The sequence below is a fragment of the Streptomyces decoyicus genome (assembly GCF_019880305.1).
GTDB classification, from domain to species: domain Bacteria; phylum Actinomycetota; class Actinomycetes; order Streptomycetales; family Streptomycetaceae; genus Streptomyces; species Streptomyces decoyicus.
The window spans coordinates 7,391,710-7,410,101 of the sequence record NZ_CP082301.1 but is presented as its reverse complement, the minus strand read 5'-3'; the positions used below and the strand labels follow the sequence as shown (position 1 = coordinate 7,410,101).

14 protein-coding genes and 1 pseudogene are annotated in these 18,392 nt (G+C 66.4%); 12 read left to right on the top strand and 3 right to left on the bottom strand.

Annotated elements, in window-relative coordinates; genetic code table 11:
* Window positions 1-665: 665 nt before the first annotated feature.
* Window positions 666-791 carry a hypothetical protein gene (locus K7C20_RS39100; protein WP_280921994.1) on the top strand — a complete coding sequence of 42 codons (126 nt, stop codon included), beginning with the start codon at window positions 666-668 and terminating at the stop codon, window positions 789-791.
* Window positions 792-1,020: 229 nt separating this feature from the next.
* Here K7C20_RS39100 and K7C20_RS32255 read toward each other — a convergent pair whose 3' ends face one another.
* Window positions 1,021-1,629: a hypothetical protein gene (locus K7C20_RS32255; RefSeq protein ID WP_030077669.1), complete on the bottom strand. Its 609-nt coding sequence runs from the start codon at window positions 1,627-1,629 to the stop codon at window positions 1,021-1,023.
* A 522-nt stretch (window positions 1,630-2,151) separates the two neighbouring features.
* On the opposite strand from K7C20_RS32255, the gene K7C20_RS38590 reads away from it, so the two are divergent.
* From K7C20_RS38590 to K7C20_RS39715, 3 genes and pseudogenes are all read left to right on the top strand, one after another.
* The gene (locus K7C20_RS38590) at window positions 2,152-3,219 is read left to right on the top strand and encodes a transposase family protein (RefSeq protein ID WP_280921993.1); all 1,068 of its coding nucleotides are present in this window, start codon (window positions 2,152-2,154) and stop codon (window positions 3,217-3,219) included.
* A complete protein-coding gene (locus K7C20_RS32245) occupies window positions 3,191-4,777 on the top strand; it encodes a hypothetical protein (protein ID WP_150127211.1) in 1,587 nt (528 codons plus the stop codon). Before K7C20_RS38590 ends, K7C20_RS32245 begins: the two co-directional genes overlap by 29 nt.
* 448 nt (window positions 4,778-5,225) lie before the next feature.
* A pseudogene (locus tag K7C20_RS39715) lies at window positions 5,226-5,564 on the top strand (IS1380 family transposase); the annotation flags it as partial.
* A 156-nt stretch (window positions 5,565-5,720) separates the two neighbouring features.
* Here the strand turns inward: K7C20_RS39715 and K7C20_RS32240 are convergent.
* A complete protein-coding gene (locus tag K7C20_RS32240; protein ID WP_150127210.1) occupies window positions 5,721-6,239 on the bottom strand; it encodes a hypothetical protein in 519 nt (172 codons plus the stop codon).
* 282 nt (window positions 6,240-6,521) lie between these two features.
* Window positions 6,522-6,713, bottom strand: a complete 192-nt coding sequence (locus tag K7C20_RS32235) for a hypothetical protein (protein WP_030077673.1) — start codon at window positions 6,711-6,713, stop codon at window positions 6,522-6,524.
* 333 nt (window positions 6,714-7,046) lie between these two features.
* On the opposite strand from K7C20_RS32235, the gene K7C20_RS32230 reads away from it, so the two are divergent.
* The 8 genes from K7C20_RS32230 (at window position 7,047) to K7C20_RS32195 (ending at window position 18,333) form a co-directional block, all read left to right on the top strand.
* Window positions 7,047-7,997, top strand: a complete 951-nt coding sequence (locus tag K7C20_RS32230; protein ID WP_150127209.1) for a hypothetical protein — start codon at window positions 7,047-7,049, stop codon at window positions 7,995-7,997.
* A gap of 28 nt (window positions 7,998-8,025) precedes the next feature.
* Window positions 8,026-8,427 carry a hypothetical protein gene (locus tag K7C20_RS32225; RefSeq protein ID WP_030077675.1) on the top strand — a complete coding sequence of 134 codons (402 nt, stop codon included), beginning with the start codon at window positions 8,026-8,028 and terminating at the stop codon, window positions 8,425-8,427.
* Window positions 8,428-8,431: 4 nt separating this feature from the next.
* Complete coding sequence (locus K7C20_RS32220) at window positions 8,432-9,298, top strand: hypothetical protein (RefSeq protein WP_150127208.1); 867 nt, start codon at window positions 8,432-8,434, stop codon at window positions 9,296-9,298.
* 22 nt (window positions 9,299-9,320) lie between these two features.
* Entirely contained in the window at window positions 9,321-9,629 is a 309-nt protein-coding gene (locus tag K7C20_RS32215) for a hypothetical protein (protein ID WP_030077677.1), read from the top strand.
* Between the two features lie 743 nt (window positions 9,630-10,372).
* A complete protein-coding gene (locus tag K7C20_RS32210) occupies window positions 10,373-11,884 on the top strand; it encodes a hypothetical protein (RefSeq protein WP_048828948.1) in 1,512 nt (503 codons plus the stop codon).
* The gene (locus K7C20_RS32205; RefSeq protein WP_030077681.1) at window positions 11,881-12,699 is read left to right on the top strand and encodes a hypothetical protein; all 819 of its coding nucleotides are present in this window, start codon (window positions 11,881-11,883) and stop codon (window positions 12,697-12,699) included. Before K7C20_RS32210 ends, K7C20_RS32205 begins: the two co-directional genes overlap by 4 nt.
* A 22-nt stretch (window positions 12,700-12,721) precedes the next feature.
* A complete protein-coding gene (locus K7C20_RS32200; protein ID WP_030077683.1) occupies window positions 12,722-17,188 on the top strand; it encodes a coiled-coil domain-containing protein in 4,467 nt (1,488 codons plus the stop codon).
* Complete coding sequence (locus K7C20_RS32195) at window positions 17,185-18,333, top strand: Wadjet anti-phage system protein JetD domain-containing protein (RefSeq protein WP_245171112.1); 1,149 nt, start codon at window positions 17,185-17,187, stop codon at window positions 18,331-18,333. Before K7C20_RS32200 ends, K7C20_RS32195 begins: the two co-directional genes overlap by 4 nt.
* Window positions 18,334-18,392 lie beyond the last annotated feature (59 nt).

Sequence of the window (18,392 nt, the reverse complement as noted above, 5' to 3'; positions counted from 1 at the left end):
GACCCTCTCAGCTGACCAACGCGTCAGAGTCAGCTGGGCACCTTTAGGTACGCCCCCGACGTTGCGGAGCCTCGGCGGCTGCTCCGGCCCGTACCCGTAACCCGAACTGGTAGGTGCCCTGCTGCGACCTGACAACGCTGGTGATCAATTCAACTACCGACTCGGAAGGCATAGGGATCACATACTTCACCACGGTCACTGCCCACCGATCGCCAAGCTCTGGCTACGTCACAGGCTGCGGGGGCAAGCCGAGGACAGGACCACAGTCGTGGTCCCCACGCATGCGGGGTTGGCCCTCGGCAAGTCCGAGCACCCTAGACCGTGTCACGCGCCGACCGGTATCGAGGCGGCGATCACAACTTGCCTCGGTCGCTCCGAGTGCTGGACCAAAAGAAAGGCCCTGATTGCTCTGTCGGGTGAGGCCGAGGGTGGCCTGCATCTCCGCGCACCGTCGGGCGGAGCCAGCCGACGGTGCCGGGGGATGACCCCTGCGTGGCTGAAGAAACGGGTGCAGATGCGGACGACGCTCGTGCATGGGATGAGCGGCTGGGCTGGGCGTTCGGGCTGATAGCAGATCATCCGGCTACGAGGAGCGCGGCACGCGCTGGCCGCCGTCCTCGACCTGACCGCGTGCGCGGTGGCGGACCGACAGCGCACCCCGCGCTATGGCGACCTGGCGCAACCTCGCGGTCGGCGCCCTGCGACTGAACGGCGCGAAGAACATCGTTTCCGGCCGTCGCCGCAATGCGCGTGACGCCCGCCGCCCCCTCACGCTCCTCGGCCTCACCTGAGCACGAAGCGGACCTCACTCGACTACACCGAAGCCCTGAGGGCGGTCGCAGAATAACTTCAGGCTTGATCTTGGTCAGGCGGGCTGTCTCGCGAGGTCATAGAATGGAACGGCGCTTCAGCGTTCGTAAGTTATTTTCCGACGGCCCCCTGGGCCGCTCAGGGGTCGACCGGGGCCGGCGCATGCGTTCTCGGCGTCCTCTCAGGCCGAGACCGAGAGGTAACGCCGCCTCAGATGGTCGGGGTGTCGTCAACAATCGGCCGGTGAATCTCGACAACCGGCTTCCACCCCGCGGAGAACTCGATGAAGTCCGCACGGGTGGGGTAGGTGTCGATCGCGCGACGGTCACGCTTGGGGCTGTCGCTCCCCTTGCGCCCCCGAGGAATCTGCTCCTCGAAGATGTCGACCTTCACGTCGGGAACCTCCTTGAGGCCCTGGCGCCAGATCTGCACGACGTCGGCACCGAAGGCCTGCCGGGCCGCAGCGTAAAGGGCCGTGAGGGCCCCCTTGTCCCCACTAGGGACGAAAAGTGCCAGGTCCAGCACGACACCGGCGGACTGGAGGACCTCGATGGTCGCCGAGCCGTTCTCGTCGGCCAAGTAGATTCCGGCTTCATTCTCGTCGTCGGGAAGCCAGGAGACCTCTTCCTGAAATACGGTTCTCGCCGTGATCGAGCCGCCCTCGAAATCCTCACCGGACTTGGTCAGAAAAGCAGGGACATAGCAGTCGGGAAGCTTGAGTTCTGCCGTGTCAGCGGAAATGAAAAGCCTGTCTTTCACGCCGAGCTTCGTCACCTCTTCCAGCGAGAGGCGGCGAGCGGCGATCTTCTCCGTGTTCACGATTTCCCTTTCAGGTTGCATTGTCCCTCCGAACAAGAACGCTATCACGAAACCCTGAGGTCAACTGCCCAGTAATCTTTGGGTAGATGGCCTCCGACGACCTGCACGGGAGGATGTCGAAGCGAGTGCCACTCGGCCGGGAACACGCATCCGCCAGGTAGTGTCCCTCGTCATGCTGTTGGGGATCAACCGGCGGTTGCATTGCGGTGCGTTGGGTAGCGCGGAGGAACTAAAAGAGAGTTTACGGCAGATATCACCCATATCACCTTCGGGGAGGTGGCGGCGCGGTAAGGCGATCCATTCGTCGTGCTTCTCGAAGAGCGCAGCGGAAGCCAACCGGATGGTCCGACAACGGAACAACGGAGAGACCCCAACCGGCAACATCTGGATGAAGCGCGAACCGGAAGTCGCGTACTACCGCGCCCTCTTCGGTCCTTCGGCGTAGTCGGGTGACGCTCGGTTGCTGACGTCTCGTCATGTTGGGCGGGGTTCGGTACACAGCAGGCACGGACGTCCGCGATCATGGAGTTCTCTACGCTCTGTGACCTTGGACTGCCCGTGCCTGCCGACGCATCATCCCTGACCTCCCCCGCCTTTGAACAGCTCAGACCGCATCCGGAAGTGTCCAGGAGCGATCTTCCGACTCTGCTGGAACGCCTCGCGCAGGTCCCGGACCCGCGGGATCCGCGGGGAATAAGGCACCCTCTCGTGACGCTCCTGGCACTGACGTCCTGCGCGGTCCTCGCCGGAGCGCGATCCCTGCTCGCGGTGAGTGAATGGGTCGCCGACGCACCGCCGGCCCTGCTCGAACATCTCGGCACGGCCGTCGCCCCGCTGGTTCCGAAACGGTCCTGGCCCGCGGAATCCACGATCCGGCGACTGCTCGCCAGAATCGACGCGGACGCCCTGAACCGGGCGGTCGGAGCCTGGCTCGCGGACCGGCAGACCAGGGGACAAGAGCTGCGAGGGCTCGCGGTCGACGGGAATTCGCTGCGGGGTGCGGCCCGCGCGAAGGGACGGAAGATCCACCTCCTGGCCGCCTGCGACCACGTGAACGTACTGGTCCTGGCCCAGATGGACGTCGGTGAGAAGACCAACGAGATCACCCGCTTCCGGCCTCTGCTCGACACCCTCGACGCCCGAGTAGTTCCGACCAGAGGCCAGGGGCGCGGTGTTGGAGATTGGAGTCCGATGGCCGCGGCGGCGTTGCGTACGTCTCTCCCTTTCGAGTTCCTGCGTACGGTCATCACGCAGGTGTCCGACGACTCCCCGCCCACACGCATGGTTGTCGAGGCGATACGCACGGCACCCCAGGGCACGGACCGCGACGGCCTACTCATGGCCCTGCTCACGGGACCGCTCGCACAGTCGGCGCCCGAGTGGCTGTTGACCACGGCGGTGGAGAGCGATCTCAATCGCGAACCGCTGCCGCACATGACGACCGCCCGCATGGACTTGACCCGCATCGCCCTCTCTCACCCGGCTTGCCCGGATACATACAGGGCACGGATTCTGCAGGCGTGCACTGAGACGCGGCTCGGTGCACTTGGCCGGAGCGGCGGTGGAGCTCATCCACGCCACCGTCGCTGAGCTCCACCGCCGCTCGACAACGGGCCTGACCATCACCCCCGAGCTGCTGACGGCTCCGACGCCCGCCCAGCTCGTACTCGGTGAACACGGCCTGCACGAGGACGTGTTCGTCGCAGCCCTGGACTGCCTCCCGTTCGGGCCGGACAAGCACGACGGCAAAGAGGACGTCGATGCGTGGATGGACCGCCACCGTGCCGCATCCGACGCATGGGACAGCATGTGGACCGGCATCCTCCGGGCTCAGACCAGGCATCACCGCCGCCTGCTGGCCTGGTCCGCGCGGCACCCCGCCGCCGATCGTGTGGTGCGCGAGCACCTGCTCGGCTCCGTGCCGTGGCACGTCGAACCGGCATTGTTGGAGGAAGTCGCCGCACACGACCTGGAGTCCTTCGAGCGAGCGGTCCTCCTCACCCGGATCTTCCGGGCTTGCCGGGACGGGCTAACGCCCATGCAGGCGCAGGAGCGCTACGCCGAAGAACTGGCGACCGCGTCCCAGGAGGAGCGGGACTACGTGGAGCGATTCGTCGACGAGGAGATGCAGTCCGGGTACCTCCAGGACGTAATCTGCCGCTCCGCTGTCGCCTGGGTGGAGCGGGCCGGCAAAGGATCCTGGCGGTTCCTCCTCAACCCCGGCGAGGCCCAGCGCTTCGGCCGCCCCCGGGAATGGCTGGCGTCCCAGGAACTCGTCGCCGCCCTCGGCACCCGGTTCGCGACCGTCTGCCTCACCGCCCTCAGCCTCTGGGAGCCGGACCCCGACTCGCGCCATCCGGTCGTGCGCGATCTCGGCTGGTTGCAGGCCCTCCTCGTGCATCTCCCCGAAGTCCCGGAGGAGGCGCGGCAGAAGGCGCGTCTCGTGGTGCAGGAGGCCCAGCGGGCCCTGTCCGCCCGGACCGGTGCGTGCGGCTACCCCTCCGGCCATTCCGCATGGGAGGAGAAGCGGCGGGCCAAGGAACTGATCGACAGCATCATTCCGCTAGTCACCGATCCCGTTCCCGCCTTGCCAGGCCGACGCACAGCCTCCCTCGGCGACCCACAAGGCATCAGATTCAAGACATTGGCCGACGTCGACGAGGACGTTCTCGTCGCGTACCTGGAGCGGCACACGGGCAACGACACGCTCGTCGAGGAGGCCCTGCTCTCCTTCGCCGCCCGCTCCTATCGAAAGACCCTTACCTTCGACGCCGTACTGGCCCGCCACTCCGCCCCGCAGCAGGCACTGCTCGCCCTCACGCTGCACCTGCGCAGGCGCCTGGGCGGCGGACCCGACCTACGCGGACGCTGGGCCGAGATCATGCTGGGCCGGCCCAAGTGCCCTCCGGAGCTACTCCGGCTGCTGCCTGCCTGGTCAGTACTGAAGGCCCGCGGCCCGCGCTACGACACCACTCACGCCGTCGTCGCCGCCTACGTCACCGAGGCGCTCGGAGACAATGACGCGGCGTGGCAGCGGTTCGCAGCGAGCCCCATGTCCCACGCCGGTCCGGGCGCCTGGCATCGGCTCGGCGATCTCCTCGACGCGGCAGTCGACGGGACCGCGTGGCCGACGCCGCCGGGACGATGACAGCGGCCATATCGGTCCCCGCCTCGTGGTCATGACATCAAGCACTCTCCACGTATGCCAGCCCACTCTGCGAGGTCGTTGTGGCGGGCGGCAGCGCGGCTGCCAGCGATCCGCTGGCAGGTAGGGGCAGGCAGCCTCGTTTGGCGTGGCCGGACTTCCCACCTACAGTCGGCACCCCTCGTGGCCTGACGGGGCCGAAGGGGCCCGGAAGCGATCAGTCGCGACGTTATCGGTGGCCCCCCGATCACCTCTTCGACGAGATCGATCCGAGAGAGGCCGGGGCACCGTCTGGGCGCTTCAAGCACCGTGGGCCCGAGCTCATCACGCGGTCACGGCCACCAATGTAGGCACCCACCTCCGGCGATGCAAATAGCTCAATGATCGCCGCGCGGCCCCGCGCCGTCCGGCTCACAGGACCCGGTTCTGATCGGAGCAGGTGGCCAGGCGCGAACTCGAACTTCGTCACTGGCTGCGGGCCCCGGCCAGGAGGCCGCAGCCAGGCCACTCGTTCCACCGACCAGCGGAAGCTGCCCCTGAGGCACACCGCCCACAACCGCGTCTGGCTCGAGATCGTGCAGATCGCACTCGACCTCCTGACAATGGCGCCGATGCTCGCGTTGACCTGCCAGGCCCGCTGGGAGCCCGGCGGACTGTGTCTCAGTCTCTATATGCCCCGGCAACTCGTGCCTACTGGCAAACGTCGAATCACCGCCTCTTCGGCATGTCCCGGAAGGGCTGCGTCACCACCGCACTCGAACGACGCGCTCAGCTTCCCGGCCCAGTCTGACCACCGGATTCCCCCTTCCTACAGCAACAGCATTCCCGTCGGAGTAGCGGGAGCCGGCGACCACCCGAGACGACACTCGGACCACCACGCTGCCCACCCATAGCCGCAGAGCGCGGTATGGGCCGCCGACCCCGTGCGGCCCACCACGAAAGAGCGTCAGGAGTCGGTGGACTCGGCCGACTCCTGTTTCGCCAATCTGTCTCGCAGCTTTTTCGCAGCAGGTTTCACCTTGTTGTTCCACAAGGGCTTGGCATGAGGAGCAATGAGAAGAGCGCCTACCACGGCTCCGCCGATAGCCAACTCTTTCCAACTGGGCGCGGGGCTGTCGTCATCACCACTGCTGCTGCAGTCCACGAAGGGCTCGCACCCGAAATGGTCCTCCTCTTTCGCGGAAGAGCTTCCTAGGTCGAAGCCTCCAGGGTTGACTTGCATGTCAGCCTTGAGTGCCGCTGCAGTCTCGTCGCTCCAGGTGCGAGTTTCCCAGCTTGGGTTGTATTGCGCGTAACCGCCTGTGCCACGCGAGTGGTACTGCTCCTCCGCGTACTGCTGCCCCTTCTCGGTGAGCCCATAAGCGCCGGGGTTTCCGTCCAGGTAGCCGTGCTCCTTGAGGAGCGCATTCATTTCGCGAGCCGTTCGACCGAACTCCCAGCCCAGTACCCGTGCTGACTTACCCATAGATCAGCGCCCCTTTTTCCACTTCGGCCACACTCGGGCCGTCGCTGAACGACATGATGCGACGTTACCGGCAGCGCACTGGACTGCGGGCCAGTTCTGTTCATTCCTCGCGAGACGGCGGCCGACTCCCCGGGCCGGAGCGTGACATAGGAGGCGACCGCACGTTGAGGTGGAGAGCCGCGTCGTCAGGCATGGCAGCCAGTGCTAGGAGATTCCCCTCAGGCGTCCTGCGCCCCCGGACGCTTCTTCTGAAGATGCTCGCCGGGCAGAACGGCCGAGAGGTTACAGAGCCCTGGGAACAAGGAGGCGGCGGTCCAGGATCTTGCGGGCTTCCTTCCTGCGGGAGCGGCGGGGATGGAGCAGGGCGACGCTGACGATGACGACATACGCCGCGGTCCAGATACAGAGAAGCGTGACCACCGCCCAGGCGGCGGGGCTGCAGGTCAGCGGCGGGAGCAGAGTGATGATGGGCATCGCGTCCTCCTGATTCGTTGCCGGGGCTGTGCGCTCCGACGGTTTCCCCAGGGCACCAGGCGCGGCGCTGCTGTACCCCGTCAAGGTGGGGGGTCTCCAAAAGGGCCCGCCGCGGACTGAGAGGTTGAGTAGCCTCGCGGCATGCCTTCCAGGAGTGCTCCGAGCCCCGCTGATCAACAGCTCATCGACCACGCGCGGGAGCACGGCTATGTGGTGTCCGTGAAGCGGCTTGAGGTGTGGCGGCGGGCGGGTCTGCTGCCGGGGAACGTGGTGCGGTCGCTCGGTCGGGGGCGTGGGAGTGGGTCGGTTCCGCGGGAGGAGGCGTTCGTTCTGGTGGTCGCGCTCGCCCGTCTGGCCCGGCGGGGTGCCCGGCCGTCCGACCTGGCGCTGGCTCTGTTCGATGAGGGGCTGCCGGTTCCGGAGGAAGCCGTGCGGAAGGCGTTCGGTAGGGCGGCTCGGATTCCGGGTGCCGGCTTCGCCGAGGGTGGGCCGGACGCCGGGACGGACGAGGACGAGTGGGCGGAGCGTGTCGCCGACGAGGTGGTTGCGTCGGGGCACCGCGCCACGCTGATTCCCGAACGGGCTCGTCGCCTCGATCGGGGCATCGCACGTCACCTGAGCAGTAAGGGAGTGGTCTGGCCGCCGCCGGAGCTGGATGAGTTGGACCGGAACCCGGAGCCCTCGGGGCTGTCCGGCGGCGAGGCGAGCGCGGTCGCGGTGTCCATGGTGCTGCGCGGAGGCGCGGCTGTCACACCGCAGGGGGTTGGGGATGTGCTGCGGACGGTGCAGCCGGAAGGGTGGGGTAATCCTGTGGCGGCCCTGGCCGAGTACACGGTGGAGGACGTTCCGGCTGCGGAGCCGGTCTTCCCCGCTGACGGCGGGATGACAACCATCGCTGATGGCGATGCCCGCGACACACTGGCGCGGTTGGCGGAGACCATGCCGCTGGACGATCTACGGGCCGCTTGGGCAGCTGCCCAAGCGGCCCGGGACTGGACACTGGATCTGTGCGCTCGGGCTGAAGCCGAGTTGGAGGCGGGGGAACTTGGTAGCGCGGTCTTGGAGTGGCTGCTGGGCCGGACGCTGGCGTCGGGGCTGATGGTACTGAACGCCTTGCGTGATCGCGCCTGGTCACCATCCGACCGTGCGCTCTCGGCGCTGCTTCTGCTGTTGATGCGGCAGGCGTTCCGCGATCTCGACGAGAAGGTGCCGGGCTGCCAGTGGGAGCTGCTCGAATCTCCCGGGATGGCACCTGCTCCGCTGGTGCCGTTTCTCCGGCCGTAGCCCGCCTCAAGGACCCGATAGGAAAATCATGGCCGAGAGCACTCGTGGGGCTGTGGTCGCGGCAGTGGCTGAGATGGCCGTGCTGCGTGCCCTGGAACTGGTCGGTCGCCGGTTGCTCGCGCGGCGGAGTCGAGCGGTGCGGGGCCCTCTACAGGCCGTCCCTCCGTGGGAATTGCATATCCATCTGTCAGTCGGTGACACGGATCTGGATGTCCTCCTGCGGGACGCGTGGGCCATCCCGGAAGCCCTCAAGCTGCCCTCGTTGGTGATCGAGAGCATGGATCACCATGTGCGGATCCTGCTCGCCGCGGGCCTCGGGTACTGCCGGGACGACTTGATCAAGACGGTGGCTCGTCTGCCGCTAGAACAGCTTGCGTTTCCCTGGGATGCACTCACCGATACGGAGCAGGCTCATGCCCCGAACGAATGATCCCGTGGAGCTGAGGACAGCAGGCGTCCTCTGGTTTTGCACCGGTGAGACCGTTGAGCCGTATGACAGTTGCCCTCTGTGTGGTGAGTTCCATGATGTGCGGGCTGACCGCAACGGCCGCTACGACCTCATGTGCGGCCGTGATCTGGCGGTTGAGACCACTCTGGTCACCAGCAGTGTCGCCGAGCAGAACAGGCGTTCCTGGGAACCGTACTTGCAAGAGCGCCCAAAGTCCGAGTTGAGTCTGGGCTGGCATGTGGTCTTCGAGAGCACGGCGAAGGCAACCTACGGAGGTCGCAAGGAGGGCCCCCCCCCCCGCTTCAAAGATGCCCTGACCGTCATCAGCCCGGCACTGGCCGAACTGGAACGACGTGGAGTGACCAACTTCGGCCCCGGCACGGCCTGTATCGAGCAGCCAGTCCATGAAAAGGGATGTCCGTACCGGATCCTGGGTGCTGCTGGAGTGAGCTTCGGCTGTTCGGTGCCCAGCGAAGCGGGTACCGGCTTCATCAGCGCCGGACTGCTGACGGGGTACGACCAGATGCCGGCTTTCAACCCGGACCACTGGGCCAAGAGGGCTGAGAAGAACCTACGGCAGGAGAAGCCCGCACCGCCTTCTCCGGTCCCGAAACCACCCCAGATGGGCCTGGTGCAGTGGTCGTTCGATCCGGGCCTCATCGCCGTGCTGGAAGAGCGTCGGGACGAGGATGAACGGAAGTGGGCCGAGGTGACGCGGGCACTGTTTCCTGGTCGCCACACTGCTGCCGAACTGGACGAACTGGCCCGCCGGGAGGTGAGTGGGCGGATCGCCCTTGCACGGTCCCTGGCCTGGCAGAACCCACTTCCCGCGAAACCGCCCCCCCATTGGTGATGCTGATGGTTCAACGGAGCTGGTGGACCTGCTGAACGTCGAGTTTGGGCTGCACGAGGACCTGGCCTCGAAGCTCAACACGGCGTCCGACCGGCCGCGCCGTGAGGTGTTCTTCTGGCTCACATGGATGCGTTCTTCCGCATGGTGCCGCCTTGCCGACCCTGGCTTGCTGCCCCAGCGGCCTCCGAACGTACCGACCGGCATCACAGGCGTCTGGGTCGGTTCCCTGCTGGATGACGCCCACGTGCTGCACTGGGACCGTGACACCGGATGGACGCGTCACCCGCTCCCGAACCCTCTGCTCGTTCCCGAGTTCCCCGGCTGTTTCTGACCAAGAGCTGAGTTGCTCCACGGCCTGCTCGCACCCCCAACGAGCAGGGTGACACCCCGGTCAGTACCGATGAGGAACTATCCGAGGAGCCTCGCTTGGTTTCGTATCGTGTGCTGCCGACGTCGCGTACCGGCTGGTCGAGCCAGTCTTCTGGTTCATCCATGCGCGAAGGCGTGAACGCCGCTCGCGGTGACGGAAGTCGGGTTACTTCGAACCAACCGCCTCCGCTGCATCCCAGGCGTTGCCTCAGTTGCTACCCCTCGGCTCCGCCAAACTCCGATAAGGCAACTGCCAAGGTACCCGACTCCATACTGCACTCGACGTGTCAGGACTGTCGCCAGGTCTCGCAGGTCGAGTCAGCCGACAGCTACCCGCGAACGTGTAAGCAGCAGGCAAGCGTGGCAACGCAGGACCTGGACCTTCACGAAGGTCCAGGTCCTGCGAGGCAGCGACAAGCGATGGCACTGCTCCTCAGCTCCCGGACCTTGGCCGCCCACTCTCCCGTCGGCGTGATGGCGAAGGTCATCTGCTTCACCGCTGCCGAGATCTCCCTCATTGGCTCGCGGAGGTGCAGACCTACCCGGGCCATGGCGCCCACCGAGGTACCGAAAGAGCCGATTTGCACCAGACCGTGGGCTGATGAACCTGGGCCACATCATCGGGCATGGGACCTAGAGGATGGTCAGAGAGGCATCAAGAGAAACTGGAGAATGACATGCTTATGAAGGGTTAGTGTGCCATTCGTGCGAGATGAGACCTGGGAGACCGCAGTCAGGGCCGACGAAGGCCTCAGCCGCAGGGCAAAGGCCTTGGCCTGTACGGTCCCGCTCCACGAGTTGGACGCTCACAAGGGGAGACTGGAGTGGGCCGACGCAAAGGTCTATCTGATGGCGGAGATCGCCCTGCACACGATCGACCAGGTCGCGATCGCCATGGACTTCGACACAGGCGCCGACCACCAGCACGTCCTGGAGCGGGTCCAGCGCTTTGTCGCATTGCAGGCCCCCGAGCGGTCTTCCGCGGAGCACGCAAGGGTCGCCGAGTGGGTGCTGGAGAGCCTGGTCAATCTCGGGGACGTGGAACGGTCGTTCCACCGGCCCTACGGATCCCTGGATCTCGACGGCGTCTATCGCGTGTACACCTTCGACTTCAAGCTCATCGAGGAGCGCAGGGACGATGAGGGAAAGCTGTATCTGCGTGCATCGGACGAGGCGCTGAACGTCCTGGTCGGAGCGCTGGACACGGACGTCGAATCCGCCCAGATCGCCGCCGAGGTGAAACTGGAGAACCTGATCAAGCGGGGGCGGCTCGCAGACGCCAAGCTGGTGGCCGAACAGGCCCGTATCCGCACCATCCAGTGCGGGGAAATGATCCGAGCGCAACTGGAGGCCACCGAACGCGACGTGCAGACGGTGGACTGGCAGGAGAAGGTTCCCACGCTGCTCGATGCCGCGCTGGAGCACGTCGAGGAGCGGGTCAGGGCCGAGCGGGCGATCTCCACGAACATGGCCGAAGCCCGTGACGACGCCGAGGACCCTGCGTACAAGCGCCGCGCGGCGGAACTCGTGGATATCGTCGACGACTGTGTGCGGCGCCACATGAAACTCCATTCCTTTCTCATGGGCGCACGTGATTTCTTCCGGGAGCAGCAGGACCGTCAGCAGTTCACCCACGTGCTCCGGCCTCAGGTTCCGGACCTGTTCGGGGAACTACTCAAGCCCGTACTCGATCTGGCGATCGCCGACGCGGGCAGGCCGACGGACCGCTTCTTCACCGAATCGGTGGGGCCCACCGCGCGGAACGTGCCGGACCTGGCGGCCCTCGTCTGTCTACTGCTCCGGCCAGCACCGGAGCGCAGCCGGTTCGCGGGCGAGGTTCCTGATCCCGAACTGCACCCCTTGGAGGAGCAAAAAGGCTTCACCGACCGGCAGTGGGAGTTGGCGGAGAGCTTGCTCGATCTTCCGGACCGTGTCCGGGCGCTGTCCGGCCTGCTGGACGAGGCCGCGGCCCTCGACCCGGAGCTGCCCGAGCTTGTCGCGCTCCTTGGACTGCACGCCTTCAGCCCACAGACCGGAACGGCCCTGCGCCGCCGGGACGACCATGTCCTGCTGGCCGTACGCGACGACAACGAGCTGAACAGCCAGAGCTTTCTGGGTGACGACCTCCTCCTCACCACCGCACGGCTCAAGCCAGCCGGCGCGGACCAGCCGGTACCGGAACACACCACATGGACCCACGGGGGCGACGACCGATGAGCAATGGTCTGGGCATGTACAGCGATCACGACGCCGAAGAAGCGACGCGGCTGATCTCGTACGGGTTCCGGCCCAGGCTGCGCCCCCATCGGGACGCCGACTACGCGGCACTTGTCCGCCGCTACGACGAGGAACCGGTCTTCGAACAGTTGGTGATCAATAGCGCGGCGGGTCTGGGACTGCGGGTCATCGCCGTCACCAGACAGGCCGGCACCGTCCTCGGAGCCCTGCCCGGTTCGGCGTTCGAGACCAGGCTTGAGCACTATGCCAGGCAGGCACGGCAGACCCATCAGCGTGAGCCGGAGCGGATTCTGCACGGCATCGCCCATCTCGCCATCGCCGCACGCTGCTTCCCCCGGCCCGAGGACCTGGCCGACGATCACTACGTGGGCCAGGCCACCGTCTCATCAGTGGACGGATTCGTACGCCATGTCTGCAGGGAGCTCTCCGAGCGAGTGGCTCAGGCCGAGGAGAACAGTGACCCGGTGACCGACGCCCGCGAACTCGAACGGGCATGGCGTGTCTACCCGCGTCGCCCCGAGGCCGGCTCGACAGGGGACGGCCGTGTCGCGCTCACCACGACCGAGGCGATCGTGGGCAAGGCACTCCGATACCTGGTCGATCAGGGAATGTTGATCGAGTCGGAAGACGCCGAGCGCCGAGGGAAGATCTACCGCACGACGAGTCGCTACCAACTACAGGTGCGGGAGCTGGCCGCGATCGAGGCATATGACGAACTGCTGCGCCTGGGCGCCTCCGTCGAGCAGCACTCCACGGCCGCCCTCCGTCTTGCCGGCCCCGACACGCTGCACTGAGCCCGAGGATTCGTGACACACGATGTACTACGAACTGTCCCGCATCCGGCTGTGCTCGGTCGGCCCCGCAGGCGCCCGTTTCCAGGATGTCACCCTGGACTTCAGCGGCGTCGGGAAGCCAATCACACACGAGCAGGACGACTTGTTCGGCTCCGCGACCCAGACGCTGCGCCCGTCACCGGCGAGCGTGGTCTTCCTGGAGAACGGCGGCGGCAAGTCCGTACTTCTCAAACTAGTGTTCTCCGTTCTGCTGCCCGGTTGGCGGCCGGTGAAGGGAGCCAACGACCCGCGTCTTCTCGGCGACTACGTGCTGGCCCAGGACGTTTCACATGTTGTCCTGGAGTGGACGCACTCGCTGACGGGGCAGGTACTCGTCACGGGCAAGGTGATGGCCTGGAAGAACCAGACGGCTTCGCAGATCGCCGACAACCTCCAGGAGGGCTGGTACTACTTCCTGCCGCAGGAATCGCTGTCCCTGGACAGCCTTCCGATCACGGACGACAACCGCTACCTGTCGTTCGACGCCTACCGCAGGCAGCTGCACGACCTCCATGACGAAGACCCGCGGCTGGGGCTGAACTGGCCGAAGACCCAGACCGCCTGGACAGAGCTCCTGGGAAAGCTCGACATCGACTCCGAGCTCTTTCAGTACCAACGAGTGATGAACAGGGACGAGGGCGAGGCGGTACGGGCCTTCGACCTCGACTCCGACGCGAGCTTCGTCGACTTCCTCCTGGAGGCAGTGGCTCAGCACGACGGTCTGGCCGAACTGGCCGGACTGGTGGCGAAGCACGTGCACAAGCTCGCCCAGCGCCAGACGCTGCTGCTGGAGCAGGAGTTCGTGGAGCGGGTATTGGACATGCTCGAACCGCTCACCGAGGCCGCCCGTGCAGTGGACGGCGCGCGCGAGGACGTCGCACGGGCCCAGGGGGACCTCGAGAACTTCGCGAGCCGTGTGAAACGCCGAGTGCAGGACGACGAGAATCTGCTGAGGGAGCTGGACGAGCAGGCTGTGCGGCTGAAGGGGGATCTGGACGCCGCTGTTCATCTCGCCGAACGGTGGCGGCTGACAGCGGCCGAACAGCAGGTCACCCTTGCGGCTATGCACCTGACCAACGCCGAGGCCGACGTCGACCGGACCATCTCCGTACGGAAGAAGGCGAACGCCGTTGTGGCGGGATGGCAGGCTACGGCGGTTGTCCTGCGCCATCAGGAAAAGTCCGGCGAGGAGCGCGCGCTGCGTGACCTGGTCAACGCCGGCGAGGAAGAGGCGCGTCCGGCCCTTCGGGAGAGGGACGCCGCTGCCAGGGCATTCGCCGGCGGTCTCTTGGCGCTGGTGCGTACGGCGCGTTCCCAGGCCCTGAGCGAAGACGCCGAGGCGGAGGAACACGAGAAGGCGGAAGACAAGGCTCGTGGTGAGCGCGAGGAAGCGCTGAAGGCCGCCGCCGGTGCCCAAAGCGAGACGGACAACCTCAACCAGCTTATCCAGGGGGCCGGTTCCGACGCCGAGCAGGCCGTGTTGGCCGGGCTCGCGGGGAACGTCGAAGGCGTACCGCAGGCCGCGAAGGACGCACTCCGGGCTCTCGATGACGTCCAGACCAAGATCCGGACCCTCCAGGAAGAGGAGGACAGCCTCTCGACGGAACAGAGCGCGGCGCAGGGGGAGCTGGACAAGGCCAAAGAGGACGAAGCGACGGTGCGCGGGCGGGCGGAAGGAATTCAGGCCGATCTCGACCAGGTCGTAGGCCTCAAGGCCGAGTTGGAGTCCGAGTCGCGGCTCACGGAACTCCTCGACGGCGAAACCCCGGATCTGAAACGAGACGCTCAGGCTCTGGCGAACCGCCTCGGGGAGGTGGTCACGGAGGTCGAACGGGAGCAGATCACGCTGCGGGTAGAGGAAGCCCGCGACCAGCAGGCCCGCTTAGCCCTGGCCGACGGCCGTCTGCTGCCGCCGCCCGACCTCGTGACCAAAGCCTGCCAGCTGCTCCTGGCCGAGGGCATCGACGCCTGGCCGGGGTGGGAGCACCTCGCGGACTACCCCAAACGGAAACGGGAGGAGTTCATAGCCCGGGTGCCCCATCTCGTCAGCGGGATTCTGCTCAACAATCCCGACCGGCTCGCCGAGGCCCGTCACCTTCTTGCCCGGACGGCGCCCGGCGCCACGGCATACGTCGCGGTGGGGACCACGAAGGCGTTCGAGGACCTGGCCACGGGCCAGGAAAGCGGAACCGACTTCTTCCTCCCTTTCCACCCGGCCCTGCACGACCCCGACGCCGCGGAGGCCGAGCACCAAGCCATCGAGCAACGGCACGCCGTGCGTGTCGGGCGTCTCGATCGACTGACCGCCTCGAAGCGTGCTGACGACGTCCTCCGGCAGCGGATCATCGCGTGGCAGGAGAAGTATCCGGCCGGTGTACTCGCTGGGCTGCGTGAATTGCTCGCCCCGGCAACGGAGGAGGTCGTCGCCGCCCAGAAGCTCACGACAGACCGGCAACGGACCGTCACCGCTCTGATCAGGCGCCGCACCGAGAACTCCCGGAACCAGCGCGCAGCACACGACGAGTTCGAACGGCTGGGTGAAGCGAGCCGCCGGCTCACCGCCCTCGCGGAGAGGATGGCGCTGGTGCCGCAGTGGACTGACGCGCTGCAAGTCGGCGAGGCGACCCTGCGACACCAGAACGACCTGGCGGAGAAGGCGAAGAACGACGCCGCCGAGCACCGTCGCCTGGCCGCCGAATACAAAGGTGCGGCAGGACAACAGCGAAGGATCGCCGACGAGGCACACAAGGAGTGGGCGGGAATCCCTGGCGTACAGGAACTTATCCTCGACGAGGGAGTTCCCCATACGCCGATCCCTTTGTTGCGCAGTGCCTTCACTACGGCCTGCGACAACTACGCGAAGGCAGACGTCCCGGAGGAACTGCGCCGGGACCTTGGCCGAGCGGAGAAGGAAGCGACCGCCGCCCGCACCGAGTACACAGCCTTGGACGACACCACACGGGATCACGCCCATCGGCTCCTGCTGACGCCGGAGGCCACCGACGCCGTGACCCGCGCGGAGGCTCGGCAGCGTGCGGTCCGCGCCCAGGAGGCGGCCGAAAAAGCTGCTGGGCAGGCGCAGTTGCTACAGGGGAAGTGCGAAAGCACGCTGCGTGAGCGTCAGCACGAGCTGCGCCCGCTCGCGCGGGACGGGCTGATTGCCATGCCGTTGCCGTCCCAGCCGCACAACATCATCGCCGCCCAGGAGGCGGTGGCCCGTGCCATCACCGAGCACGCGGCCGCAGCGACCTTCGAGAAGGAATCACGTACCCAGCACGAAGGCGCCGAGCGGAGACTCGGCCTCGCGAAGGACGCGGCCAAGGAACTCGCGGTCCTCGCCACCACCCTGGAGAGCATCACTCCCCAGGAACCCGCGACGGAACCATACGGGGGCGATTCCGCAGCCGCGCTCGGCGAGCACCGCCGACTCGACCAGGCGAAGAACGCCGCCCAGGAGAACCTGACCAAGCATGAGCGAACCCTCCGCATCGCGAACGACCGGTTGACCAGGCACGCGGCCAAGGACACGTACGAATCCCTGGCCACTCCCGTGCGACGCCAGATCCTGAACCTGCCCTCTGAGCAGGTGACCGCCCAAGCTCCTGGCTGGCGTATCGCTCTCACCGCACGGCTGCGCAGCCTTGCCGACGATCTGGACCAGATCGGCCGCCACCGCCAGGTGATCATCGACCATCTCAAGGGCGAGGTCGACCGGACACTGGCCATCCTTCGCTCGGCCCAGCGGGTGTCCACACTGCCCCGCAGCCTTGGCGACTGGGCGGAACAGGAGTTCCTCCAGTTCTCCTTCGAGCGGCTCACGAAGGAACTGCTCGCGGCGCGCATGGGCGAGGTCGTCGACGAAGCCGCAGTCGGCCGTACCGGGGACGGGCGCAGAGTGCAACGTGACGGATTGTCGCTGCTGCTGCGCGGTGTTCATGCCGCCGTGCCCAAGGGGTTCAAGGTGTTCGTCCTCAAACCCGACATCGTTCTCCGTACGGAGCGGGTACGGGTCTCCAAGGTCAAGAAGATCTTCTCCGGCGGTCAGCAGCTCACCGCCGCCATCCTGCTGTACTGCACCATGGCGTCGCTGCGGGCCAACAATCAGGGCCGCAAGCGCAGCCGTCACGCCGGGGTCCTCTTCCTCGACAACCCCATCGGCCGCGCCAACGCCGACTACCTCCTCGACCTGCAACGATCCGTTGCAGAGGCGCTTGGCGTCCAGCTCATCTACACCACGGGCCTCTTCGACGAGAGCGCGCTGGGGCAGTTCCCTTTGATCATCCGGCTGCGCAACGACGCCGACCTGAGAGCCTCACTCAAGTACCTGATCGTGGACGAACGGATCCGTAACCGACTAGACCGGCTGGATCCCCCCGACGGCACGGGACGCCTCTCGGCAGCGAGGGTCTTCTCCCGCGACGCCGAAGACCCCCAGGAGCTCGGACGATGACGCAGGAGGCCCAGCCCAGGAAGGTGAAACTGCCGCGACGCGAACGCGAACTCATCACCCGTCTGCGACAGTGGGCCAAGGACAACCGACGCGGCAGCAGCGGAAAGATCCAGATCCCGCTGGACGCCGTATGGGCCGCGTTCCAGGCCATCCGCAACCGCAACCCCGAGGGGGACTTCGAGCAGGCTGTACTCGTCCACTGCCTGGACACCCTGGAAGGGCACGGCCTGATCAAGGGCTTCCAAGAGCGAACGCCCGAGAAGATCTCCCTACCCGTCAAGATCTGGCTCCTACCCGAGGCACGCCCGGCCCGCGTCGAGGAACCCATGCCTCGCTGGCACCACGAACTGCACTGGCTAGCGGACCAGTGGCGCCGAGCCACCCCCAAGCAGCGAGCCGCCTACATAGCCATCAACCTGTGGCTCAAGAGCGACCCCGATCTCTTCGCTGTGCCTATCCGCGAACGGGTCCTAGAGATCTTCGCGACCTTCGGGTCAGAGACCGACTTCCCCATGCCGGAGAAGACATTCGACGAGTTGAAATCCGGAATCCTCTTCTCCGACCCCGAACGGCTCGACACCGTCCTGAGGACCTTCCGTCCACCGCCGCCGCTGCTCACGGAGACCTTCCCCTTGGAGGAGGCCGACGGCCACTACCGCCGCGTCGGCACCGGCGACATCCTGCTCGTCGTCGAGAACTCGACTACCTGGTGGTCCATCGTCGAGTGCCTGCCCGTCCACCACCGCCTTGGCTACGTCGCCTGGGGCCTGGGCGGCACCTTCCGGGCCTCGGTCCGGGCCATCACTGCAGAACACCGCATCTCCGAGATCCGCTACTTCGGCGACTTGGACCTTAGCGGCGTACGGATCCCGCTCAGCGCATCGCGCACGTCCCTGGGACTGGGCCTTCCCCCCGTACAGCCGACCAAGGTGCTGTACGAAGCGCTTCTAGCCCTTGGTCGCCCCCACGCGGCAAAGGAAGCACCAGCTAGCTTGGCGGAGGCCGCCGAACTAGCAGACTGGCTCCCCACAACGCAGCGAGGTGAAGTCATCCGCCTCCTCGCCGAGGGAAAACGGCTCGCCCAGGAATGGGTGGGATACCGCTTCTTGAGCCGCAGCACGGACTGGTACGTGGATATCCGCTGAGGAAACAGGAAGACAGACATCAGCGGTCCATCAGAAGAGGTGCGGACGATAGGCGTAGC

Excerpts from the sequence above, each read along its gene's own strand:
- K7C20_RS39100 (WP_280921994.1), top strand. The coding sequence starts at position 666 with ATGGCGACCTGGCGCAACCTCGCGGTCGGCGCCCTGCGACTGAACGGC.
- K7C20_RS38590 (WP_280921993.1), top strand. The coding sequence starts at position 2,152 with ATGGAGTTCTCTACGCTCTGTGACCTTGGACTGCCCGTGCCTGCCGAC.
- K7C20_RS32240 (WP_150127210.1), bottom strand. The coding sequence starts at position 6,239 with ATGGGTAAGTCAGCACGGGTACTGGGCTGGGAGTTCGGTCGAACGGCT.
- K7C20_RS32235 (WP_030077673.1), bottom strand. The coding sequence starts at position 6,713 with ATGCCCATCATCACTCTGCTCCCGCCGCTGACCTGCAGCCCCGCCGCC.
- K7C20_RS32225 (WP_030077675.1), top strand. The coding sequence starts at position 8,026 with ATGGCCGAGAGCACTCGTGGGGCTGTGGTCGCGGCAGTGGCTGAGATG.
- K7C20_RS32205 (WP_030077681.1), top strand. The coding sequence starts at position 11,881 with ATGAGCAATGGTCTGGGCATGTACAGCGATCACGACGCCGAAGAAGCG.
- K7C20_RS32200 (WP_030077683.1), top strand. The coding sequence starts at position 12,722 with ATGTACTACGAACTGTCCCGCATCCGGCTGTGCTCGGTCGGCCCCGCA.
- K7C20_RS32195 (WP_245171112.1), top strand. The coding sequence starts at position 17,185 with ATGACGCAGGAGGCCCAGCCCAGGAAGGTGAAACTGCCGCGACGCGAA.